The organism is Methanosarcina sp. A14, assembly GCF_001729375.1.
In the GTDB taxonomy this organism is placed as follows: domain Archaea; phylum Halobacteriota; class Methanosarcinia; order Methanosarcinales; family Methanosarcinaceae; genus Methanosarcina; species Methanosarcina barkeri.
Genome location: NZ_LZPK01000168.1, coordinates 1 through 11039 on the forward strand (window position 1 = coordinate 1; position 11039 = coordinate 11039).

Here is an 11039-nt window from a genome sequence, read left to right on the forward strand (position 1 = left end):
ACATTAAAACCTGAAAATATTTATTTTAAGCTTGCGTGTAGGGTCTCTCTCAGCCTAGTAAATTCCGGCCAGTCTATCCTGGACCTTACTTATTTTTTTCAGCAGCCTTCCGTGGAGCTACTTAATGGTAAAACTTCTAAATTCTCGAAAAGAGAATTTTTGAGAACCAGTTAATAGAAAGTAATCACAGCTTCTCATAGGATAGTCTTTCTGACAGGTAAATGTTCCACTTTTATTATTTATTACTTTTATTATTTTTGTACTTGAGTTTTTCAAGTTTTGACGCGGGGCTTATTATGAAAGGGGAGTCAGAACTGAAAAAGGAACTAAATCTGCTGGAGGTTACTCTGGTAGCAATTGGCAATATTCTAGGAGCCGGAATCTACGTACTTATGGGAAAAGCTGCAGGGCTTGCAGGCAATATGGTCTGGTTTTCTTTTCTGTTTGCCGGAGCAACGGCCACACTTTCTGCCTTTAGTTATATGGAACTCGCTTCCATGTTTCCGGGGGCTGGAGCAGAATACGGGTTCGTAAGAAGAGCTTTTGGAGAACGTATTGGCCTGTTTATTGGGCTACTTGTCATATATTTTGTAGCAATAACGAGTTCTGCTGTTGCCCTCGGGTTTGGCAGGTATTTTAGCAACCTTTTCGGGAATGGATATTTGATAGGAACTTTAGGCCTGTTTATCTTTCTCAGCCTCATCATGGTTTACGGGATCAAGGAATCTGCCAGGCTTGCTATTTTCATAAGTTTTATCGAAGTGTCAGGTCTTCTAATTGTAATTTATACAGGTCTTCCTTACCTTGGAACGGTAAATTATCTCGAAGCTACAGACCTGGCAGGAATATTCCAGGCTTCAACTCTGATTTTTTTCGCATTTCTCGGTTTTGAAGATATTGTACGATTATCACAGGAAACAAAAAAAGCCGAAAAGACAACTCCAAAAGCCCTGCTTATTGCCATCTTTGTTACGGTTTTCCTGTACATATGCGTGGCAGTAACTGCCGTAAGCGTGCTTGACTTTCGGGTTCTTGGACTTTCAGGTGCTCCCCTTGCAGATGTTGTGGCTATTTCTCTGGGAAATAAGGCTTTTGTCCTCATGTCCTGGATCGCTCTTTTTTCCACTATGAATACTGTACTTGTGGTCATGCTTGGCGGGTCAAGGATTGTATATGGCATGGCAGATTCAGGGACTCTTCCTAACTTTTTTTCACGAGTGCACCCCAGTTACCGGACACCATGGGTCGCAATTTTAGGAGTTTCCTTTCTTTCAGCCCTGTTTACGCTATTCAAGGATGTTGCAATCGTAGCAAATATTTCTAATTTTATGATTTTTATTATCTTTTTTATGGTCAATCTCTCTCTGATAAAACTTCGTTATACTAACCCCGGAAGAAGTCGCCCTTTTAAGGTTCCCCTGAATATTGGCCGTTTTCCCTTGATCCCGTTTCTTGGAGCACTTTCGACTGTATTTCTTTTTTTTCAATTAAGTCTGGAAGTTATAACTTATGGTCTCGTGTTTGTAGGAATCGGGATACTGATAGTGCTGTTCAGAACCAGATAAAATCGGCCGGAACATAATAAATTTATTTTTAAACTTTATAAATCTGGCTTTTTATGAAATGGATTAAAATGAGTTGCTTCTAAATAATATGGATAAAAAAAAGGTTTATAACCTTTTAATCGCTTAATTAAACTTCTATTTTCTTTTGAATCCGTAATGTTTCTTTTTGGAATAAAAATCGTTTTTGAATATTCTGAAAATATCTAAGATTTCTCGTGTCTTCTACGCAGATAAATGGATTTTTGGTGACTTTAATGCAAAAAAAAGAGTTAATTAGATCTTTTATTAAGATATGACTATTTTTAGTAAACATCTATTGATTTCAGTGATTTTCATGTCTTGATATTCGCCGAGAATTAGTTTTATATACATAAAATCCTATTTGAATCGCTTTATTTCGTTCATTATCAAAATAATTGGTTTTAAACTGAATAATCATTACAAATAATTAAGATACTAAAAATTATTAACTAGTATGCATATAGTTTGAGCATATATCAGTTTTAATTTTAGAAGGGAGTAGCCATGAGAAAAGAGCACTATGTGTTTCCGCTGGAGGATTTCATCTCAAGAGATGATTTTAACCGAATCAAAAAGTTCTCCCGCGGTAAAGAAACTCCATTTTTAACTGTTAACCTGCAGAAGATAGAGCAAAGCTATGACGAGCTTGTAGAACACATGCCCTTTGCAAAAATTCACTATGCTGTAAAGGCTAACCCCATGGATGAGGTTGTGCTTGCCCTGAAAAGTAAAGGCTCCAATTTTGATGTAGCAACGGTTTATGAACTTGATCAGCTTCTCAGGCTTGGGGTAGAATCTGAAAGAATCAGTTACGGCAATACTATCAAAAAAGAGAAAGACATAGAGTACGCGTATGAAAAAGGAGTGAGGCTTTACGTTACTGATTCTGACAGCGATCTGAAAAAGTTAGCTAGAAAAGCCCCTGGTTCAAGAGTATTTTTCCGTGTCCTTACTGAAAGCGACGGGGCTGACTGGCCTCTCTCAAAGAAATTTGGTGCACACCCCGACCTGATATATAAGCTCATTATGAAGGCTGAAAAGTTAGGGCTTGAGCCTTATGGGCTTTCTTTTCATGTTGGTTCCCAGCAGAGGGACATTGGCCAGTGGGACAATGCCATCTCCAAATGTAAGTATCTTTTTGAGGCAGTAGCTGAAAAAGGTATACATCTGAAAATGATCAACCTTGGTGGAGGTTTTCCTGCAAAATACCAGGATCAGGCTCATGACCTGGAGACCTATGCTGGAGAAATCCGCCGCTTTTTACATGAAGACTTTGGAGAAGAGCTACCTGAAATTATTATAGAACCCGGACGTTCACTGGTTGCCAATGCCGGCATAATAGTAAGCGAAGTTGTAATGATCTCCAAAAAAGCCAGATTCAACCAGTACAAATGGGTTTATCTTGACATTGGCAAATTCGGGGGCCTTATAGAAACCCTTGATGAATGCATCAAATACCCCATTTTCTGTGATAAAAAGGGTTGTGCCGAAGAAGTAATTCTTGCAGGTCCGACCTGTGACAGTATGGATATTCTGTATGAGCATCACAAGTATACATTTCCTCACACCATGCGAGAAGGAAACCGCGTATACATCTTTACGACAGGCGCCTATACCCAGAGCTACAGTTCTGTGTGTTTTAACGGTTTCCCCCCACTTAAAACCTATCTTATTTGAAAACCTACTAAAAGACTAATTAAAATGGCTGGAGCACTAAAGGGCTTGAATGACCCAGGTCTCCACCCTTTTCTGCAACCAATATACATATCTTCCGAGTCCCCTTTTGCTTCGCTCAAAAAAGCTGAATTACGGGCAAGAAAAATATATTTTCAATAATCCTTTTCAAACAACCCTTTTGAAAAAACTGCTTGCCCGCAACCCTTTTAAAAAAAAGGCTTGACCGAAAATCCGAGAAACGTTTGAGTTTGATGACCTGGTCCAAACCCTATCGGCGTAATCAAACATTGCAACGGTTGTGGTTCTAAAGATATAGCTTCTTACAACTCCCACCGTTAAAACAGCAGGAAATCTACGGCATTTCAACCGAGGCTATACTGCCCTAGAACCACTGTTTATATTGTTATCGCTATCATCGTTTCAAGTTTTACATATGAAACTTCTTCATATAACCTTATATTTGTAGTTTCAGAGCAAAATCAAATAACTTTTGTAGTATTTCCAGCTTCCAAAGTAGAGTTTGGCAATAATATATGGCCTTGAAAGTAAAAAAATTATCAGTAAATATAAAACATTATCAATAGACGTATTCTGATAAAATTATCAGTAAATATAAAACATTATCAATAGACGTATTCTGATAAAATTATCAGTGAATATAAAACATTATCAATAGACGTATTCTGATAAAATTAACGTCCGTATCCTACAATTAATAATCGTAAGGATTAGCCTTATTGGTCCTAAAATCGTGCTATTTCTCTATAGCTGGAAAACAGGAAACAAAGAACTAAAGACAAAGAACTAAAGACAAAGAACTAAAGACACTTTTTTTGGACTCAGATTCTCTATGGTTATGCTGTCTTTGTTCAAGCCGGTTATGACTATAATTTCCCTGTGATTATAAAAGTGAATGCAAATTGAGGGTATAGAGCTCTTAATCCCTGTGTTGGATTGCGTGAAGGGATTAGAGGAGTTTCGAAAAAAGATTTTTATGGTACTTACTGCCAATTTAATGTATTGAATTTTATGTTTTGGTTGAATATTTTAAGATCATTAAAAGTTTTGCAGCCAAACAAATTCAAGAGTTGTTTGAAAATTCAGAGTATGAATAGTTTTTTGTGTCGGTTATGATATATATTCCCACGCTACTATAAGAGTATAGATTAAGAGTAATAGGGTTTCCTCTTAATCTTTGGGTTGGATCGCAGGTAGGGATTCGAGAATAGGGACTCGGCCCCCTACCGTCTACTTCTAAACTAATTTTTAGAGTGGCTTCTTATTTTGTAGAATGTCTTTATTTTTAATAAACCTTATGACCGTTCCTAAGTTTACATGTTTATTTATAATGATGTCGATAGCTTCATCAATTGCCGTGAAGATTAAATACTCTTTTCGTTTTCCTTCAGCTTTACCTCAATAATGTGGCTATAAATTTCTTTATACTTTTGGGCAGGTTATGCGTAGGTCAGATACACCAGATTCCTATACGAGAAAGCAGGGTTTTAAAGAACGAAGTATAAATTCCAAAGTCTTTAGCTTTGGATATTTCGCTGAAACCTTGTATTTAGTACTTGTAGTCTTTCTTCAGAGCAGTTTTATCTTATAAAGTAGTATGAAAAAATTCTGTAGTATGTTTTAATAAGATGATATTTACACTTTTTTATTACTTAATTAGATGATATTTACAAAAGTTCAACTAAATTAATATAAGCAAAATTTTCAATGCCGTTAAAAATTTTGTTTATATTAAAAATAAATAGTCCAAGCAAAATTAGAATCACGAATTGTTTTTTGGGTCGGTTATGCTATATATCCCCGTGTTGTTATAAAATAAGTGTAGATTAAGAGTAATAGGGTTTCCTCTTAATCTCTGGGTTGGATCGCAGGTAGGGATTCGAGAATAGGGACTCGGCCCCTACCGTCTACTTCTATGTGAGATTAAGAGTAATAGGGTTTCCTCTTAATCTCTGGGTTGGATCGCAGGTAGGGATTCGAGAATAGGGACTCAATCCCTGCCAACTAATTCTAGATCAATAAAATGCTTTTTCAATAAACATTTTTCAATAAACATTTTTCTAATAAAATGTTTTTCCAATAAACTGCTTTCAAGTTATTATTACCTTTTTAGCAAATACATTTAAAGCCAATTTATAAAATGCTCCCTTATTCTTACAATGTACTTAGATTTAATAAAGTTTATGATTGTTTTAAGATGATGCATATGCTGAATATCTGTTTTTTGAGATCAATTGGGCTTCTCGGTTGAGTTTCTTAGAAGTGTATGCTTCGCTAGAGTAACTTTTTCTGCGCAGGACAACCTGAAATAGCCCTGGAAAGAATACCATAAGACACTTGACAGTTAAAGAAAACGAAATCGTTTAAGGACTATTGACAAATCACTGGGAAGTTACGTGAAGATTACGTGAAGATTACGTGAAAAGTACTACTAAAATGCCAGTAGGTAGAGAAAAATCTTCTCCACCTGCTTTTATGCAATTTGAATGTCCTCGAAACTTGTTTTATTCTCAAATCTAAAGTCCTTAGAACTTAACATTCTCTCTTGCCCATTGTGCCCCAGCTTCAAGAACCATCTGATTAAACTCAATAACCTTGGTTTTCCCTGCGAAGTTTTCGACAAGAGCTTCCTTGAAGACGTCTTCATTCAGACCAGTTGCATTAAGACCCATAAGGACTCCAAGCATGAAGGAATTGGCAGCTTTCTCAGAACCCGCCTCCTTGGCTTTTTCGGTTGCAGGAACTGCAACAGCCTTTACATGTGCAGGTGTTTCAACTTCGCCAATGGACGAATCGTAGAGAATAAAGCCTCCTTCCCGTACTACCCCTTCAAACTTTTCAAGGGAAGGACGATTCATAGCTATCAGGATGTCAGGAGTGTAGACAGTAGGAGAGCCTATAGGCTGGCCTGAAATCACGACCGAGCAATTAGAGGTCCCACCCCTCTGTTCAGGGCCATAAGACGGGAACCAAGAAGCATTGAGGTTTGCCTTAACTCCGGCCTGCGCAAGGATTAGTCCCATGCTGAGGACACCCTGCCCTCCAAAACCAGCAATCTTGGTCTGGATCGGAGCAAAATCCTTTCTGGCAGGTTTTTCTTCGGCACCCGCTTCAATTCCGTAAAGCCTCTCAAGAGCTTCGGTTGTAAAGTCACTGACTCCACGGTGCAGAGGTTCGACTTCTTTGGATTTATCCCTGAAATTCTGGACTGGAAACTCCTTTTCCATCTCCTCATTTATGAAATTGATAGCCTGCTCCGCATTCATCTTGAGGTTAGTCGGGCAGGCGGCAAGGACTTCAACAAAAGCATATCCTTTTCCATCGCGCTGGATTTCAAGCGCCTTATGCACAGCTTTTCTGGCTTTCCTGATATGGGAGATATCCGAAACTGAAACCCTTTCAATAAAAACTGGAGCTTTAAGGTTGTTAAGCAATTCGCAGATATGGAGAGGATAACCTGCAAAACGAGGGTCTCGGCCTTCCGGGCATGTTGTAGTCTTTTCGCCCACAAGGGTTGTAGGCGCCATCTGTCCACCTGTCATCCCGTAAACTGTATTGTTTACGAAAAAGACTGCAAGTTTTTCACCCCTGTTAGCGGCCTGGAGAGTCTCGTTCAGACCAATGGATGCAAGGTCTCCATCTCCCTGATAGGAAATAACCACAGCATTTTCTTCAGCCCTGGAAACTCCTGTCCCAACAGCAGGCGCACGACCGTGAGCGACCTGGATGTTACCTGTATCAAAATAATAGTAAGCAAAGACAGCACAGCCCACAGGACTGATCATAACAGTTCTGTCCTGAATCCCAAGATCGTCAATTGCTTCGGCAATAAGCTTATGCAGAACCCCATGTCCGCAGCCGGGGCAGTAGTGAGTGGCTGTCGAGGCTACTGGTCCTTTACGAGGATAGTCCGCATACAGAGCTTTTGGCCTTCCTATTACTTTTTCTCCATTTATAATTTCCACTGCCATTTTCATGCCTCCCTTGCCATTTTCCTGATTTTATCCATAATCTGGTCAAGGGTCATCAAGTTTCCTCCCATACGATTTACAAGCTCTACAGGCTGTGAACAGTTAATTGCAAGCCTGACATCATATATCATCTGCCCATTGCTCATTTCCACAGAAATAAAGGAACAGCCCTTATCTGCCAGAGCTTTCAACTGCGCCTCAGGGAACGGGAAAAGAGTCTTAGGCCTGAAAAGCCCGACCTTAATGCCTTCCTGCCTTGCAAGATCCACAGCTGACCTGCAAATCCGACTGCTAATTCCATAAGAAACAAGGACAATTGAAGCATCATCGGTAAGGTACTCTTCGTAATCGATTTCATTCTGCCTTATGAGCTCATACTTTACCTGCAGTTTTTCATTGAACTTTCCAAGCTCATTGAAGTCCAGAAAGATAGAGGTTATCAGGTTAGGTCTGGTTTCAACTGTACCGTTGACCGCCCAGGTTGTATCAATCTCAGGAACAATAGCTTGCTTCGGGAATTCAAGTGACTCAATCATCTGCCCGAGCACCCCGTCTGCAAGCACCACAACTGGGTTTCTGTACTTAAAGGCAAGCTCAAAAGCTTTCATGGTAAAGTCGCACATTTCCTGCACTGAGTTCGGGGCAAGCACGATATTTTTGTAGTTTCCGTGACCTCCACCTTTTACTACCTGGTTATAATCCCCCTGCTCCGGCCCTATATTTCCAAGGCCTGGCCCTGCCCGCATAATGTCTACAATCACACAGGGAAGTTCAGAGCCAGCAAGGTAGGAAATTCCTTCCTGCATCAAGCTAATTCCAGGGCCTGAAGATGATGTCATGACCCTGTGGCCTGCCGATGCTCCTCCATAGACCATATTGATCGCAGCCTCTTCGGATTCGGCCTGGACGAATTTCCTGCCTATTTTTGGCAAATATTTGGACGCGTCATGCAGGATCTCACTTGCCGGAGTTATCGGATACCCAAAGAAACAGTCACATCCGGCATATAGTGCACCTACAATTACTGCAGAGTTGCCTTTTACTAGTTGTGTTGCCATAGTTTTCCTCCTTTCCTACCTTACCTGTCTTCCTCTTCTTTAAGGGGTATATGAATCTCGATTGCAAGCGGTTCAGGGCAGGTATAATAGCAGCTTGCACAGCCTGAGCAGCCCTCCCCTTTGTATTCCACATAATGATATCCCCGGGCATTCAGGTTTTCACTCATGGAAAGTACGCCTTTGGGGCAGGCTAGAAGGCAGCGTCCGCAGGCCTTACACTCCAGAGTATTAATTACAGGGTATGGTTCTTTTTTATCATCCTTTGACATATGAAATCCTCTTTTTGTTCACTTTTCAGTTCTCTCTGGACTCTTCTCAGGTTTCAGGCCCATTCCTGGATTTGGGGAATCCGGGATTTTTGATTCATCTTCCCGGAATTATCCAGTCCCTGTTTAATTCAACCGGTTTTTTGACAGAAAGAAGAGCCTTAAATTTTCATATTTTTCTTACGTTGTAAATTGTATAATTTAGTAGACAGTATGTAAGCAGAAAATTAAGATAAAACTATAAAGTGGATTCAGAACCAAATCTTTATAGAGCAAACTTTCCAGAAAGTTTAAGGTACTTATTTCTTTCCTTTTTTCTTTTTTGTTTTGACCCGAAACTTATAGGATTCCGGATCAAAACAGGCTTTGTTTACTATATCAGATTTTGTCTATGTTATCAGGTTTTGCCTACTTTATCAGATTTTGTCTACGTTATCAGGTTTTATTTGCTTTTCTATTATTTGCATTTTCTAGTCTGAGCCGATTTTTCAAATAATATCTTTATTTTAGTTCATTTTGATCTTTATCCCGGATCTCGACCCTGCGAATTTTTCCGCTAATGGTCTTTGGAAGCTCATCCACAAATTCTATTATGCGTGGATACTTGTAAGGAGCAGTGACACTTTTTACGTGATTCTGAAGATCTTTTTTAAGCTCTTCTCCAGGCGTGTATCCTTTTGTGAGCACAATAGTTGCCTTGATAACCTGGCCTCTTATAGGGTCAGGAGCACCTGTAATTGCGCATTCGAGTACTGCAGGGTGCTGGATAAGAGCGCTTTCCACTTCAAAAGGCCCGACTTTATATCCCGATGTTTTTATAATATCGTCAGCTCTTCCAACAAACCACAGGTAGCCGTCTTCGTCTTTCCAGGCCATATCTCCTGTATGATAATAGCCATCGTGCCATGCTTTCTTAGTTTTTTCAGGATCTTTTCCATAGTGGACAAAGAGTCCAACAGGCTTGCCTTCCTTTGTGTTGATTACGATTTCTCCTTCTTCCCCTACCTCACAAAGTCTGCCGTCTTTGTCCATCAATTCAATCTTAAAGCCCGGAGACGGCTTCCCGATAGATCCGGGTTTCGGTTCCATCCAGGGATACGTTGCGATAGTTACAACGGTTTCAGTCTGTCCGAAACCTTCCATAAGCTTTATTCCTGTAAATTCGAGGAACCTGTTGTATACTTCAGGATTAAGAGGTTCGCCTGCAACGACTGCATATTTCACGGTACTGAAATTGTACTTTGAGAGATCTTCCTTGATCAGGAATCGGTAGATGGTTGGCGGGGCGCAGAAGGTTGTAACCCCGTATTTCGTGGCTTTTTCAAGCATATTTTTGGCTTCAAACCGATCATAATCGTAGACAAAGACCGCACAACCGGCTATCCACTGCCCATAGAGTTTCCCCCATACACATTTTCCCCAGCCGCTGTCTGCTACCGTATAATGCAGCCCGTCATCTTCCACGTTCTGCCAGTACTTTGCAGTGAGGATATGCCCAAGAGGATAAGTAAAGTCATGTTCCACCATTTTTGGGAAGCTCGCTGTTCCTGAAGAGAAATAAGCAAGAGAAATATCGCTATTTTTTGTAGCATCCTCGCCAGAAGGCCGTTCAAAATCGGGGGAGGCTTCTTTGAGTTCTTTCCTGAAATCAATCCAACCTTCCCGGACATTATCTCCAACTACTACTTTCTTGAGTGGGATATTTCCGCATTCGGAGTGTGCTTCGTCTATCTGTTCTGGAACTCCGTTTTCCGAGATGCAGACAATCATCTTCAGTCCTGCTTTTTTAATCCGGTATACAATATCTCGTGTCTTGAGCATATGGGTTGCGGGTACAGCAATGGCTCCCAATTTATGCAGTGCAATGATACAGTACCAGAACTCGTACCGGCTCTTTAAGGTGAGCATTACATAGTCGCCTTTACCTATCCCATGCTTTGCAAAGAAATTTGCAGTTTTGTCAGTGTAGTACTTCAGGTCTTTGAAAGTAAAGATTCTCTCTTCCCCATGATCGTCACACCAGATCATTGCGATCTTCTCAGGGAAATCTCTTGCATAGACATCGACTACATCATAGGCAAAGTTGAAGTTTTCAGGAACAAGGATTTTGAAATTTTTTTCAAAGTCCTCATAAGATTCAAAGTCGGTTTTAGAAACAAACTGGTTGAGCAAAGAAGTCATTATAGACACCCGTTTTCTCAATTTATTTAGGTAGTTTTTATATTTTGAAGGCTACATGCCCTCATTTGAATTTCAAGGTTTTAGCCCGGATATCGGATTTCTTATTGGATTTGAAACCAAGCAATATTAACTCAAATCACGTAATTCAAACTACATCAACTCGAATCAAATAAACTTAAACTGCATCTAACCAAATTACATTAAGTAAATTGTATCAATTCAAACTACATCAATTCGAATCAAATAAACTTAAACTGCATCTAACCAAATTAAATTAAGTAA

The 11039-nt window shown here is 39.8% G+C and carries 6 protein-coding genes; 2 read left to right on the plus strand and 4 right to left on the minus strand.

The genetic code is table 11. The features are described 5' to 3' along the window. Nucleotides 1-296: 296 nt before the first annotated feature. Nucleotides 297-1565: an APC family permease gene (locus A9239_RS08765; protein WP_048116527.1), complete on the plus strand. Its 1269-nt coding sequence runs from the start codon at nucleotides 297-299 to the stop codon at nucleotides 1563-1565. Between the two features lie 525 nt (nucleotides 1566-2090). Continuing rightward, nucleotides 2091-3263 (plus strand): type III PLP-dependent enzyme, encoded by a 1173-nt coding sequence (locus A9239_RS08775; protein ID WP_048116523.1) that lies wholly within the window; start codon nucleotides 2091-2093, stop codon nucleotides 3261-3263. A 2543-nt stretch (nucleotides 3264-5806) separates the two neighbouring features. Here A9239_RS08775 and A9239_RS08780 read toward each other — a convergent pair. The 4 genes from A9239_RS08780 to A9239_RS08795 form a co-directional block, all read right to left on the minus strand. Then, nucleotides 5807-7252 carry a 2-oxoacid:acceptor oxidoreductase family protein gene (locus A9239_RS08780; protein ID WP_048116519.1) on the minus strand — a complete coding sequence of 482 codons (1446 nt, stop codon included), beginning with the start codon at nucleotides 7250-7252 and terminating at the stop codon, nucleotides 5807-5809. A gap of 2 nt (nucleotides 7253-7254) precedes the next feature. Beyond that, the gene (locus tag A9239_RS08785) at nucleotides 7255-8310 is read right to left on the minus strand and encodes a 3-methyl-2-oxobutanoate dehydrogenase subunit VorB (RefSeq protein WP_048116516.1); all 1056 of its coding nucleotides are present in this window, start codon (nucleotides 8308-8310) and stop codon (nucleotides 7255-7257) included. Between the two features lie 20 nt (nucleotides 8311-8330). Beyond that, on the minus strand, nucleotides 8331-8579 hold the full coding sequence (locus tag A9239_RS08790) for a ferredoxin family protein (protein ID WP_048116514.1): 249 nt from the start codon (nucleotides 8577-8579) through the stop codon (nucleotides 8331-8333). A 498-nt stretch (nucleotides 8580-9077) separates the two neighbouring features. Continuing rightward, complete coding sequence (locus A9239_RS08795; protein ID WP_048116506.1) at nucleotides 9078-10757, minus strand: AMP-binding protein; 1680 nt, start codon at nucleotides 10755-10757, stop codon at nucleotides 9078-9080. Nucleotides 10758-11039 lie beyond the last annotated feature (282 nt).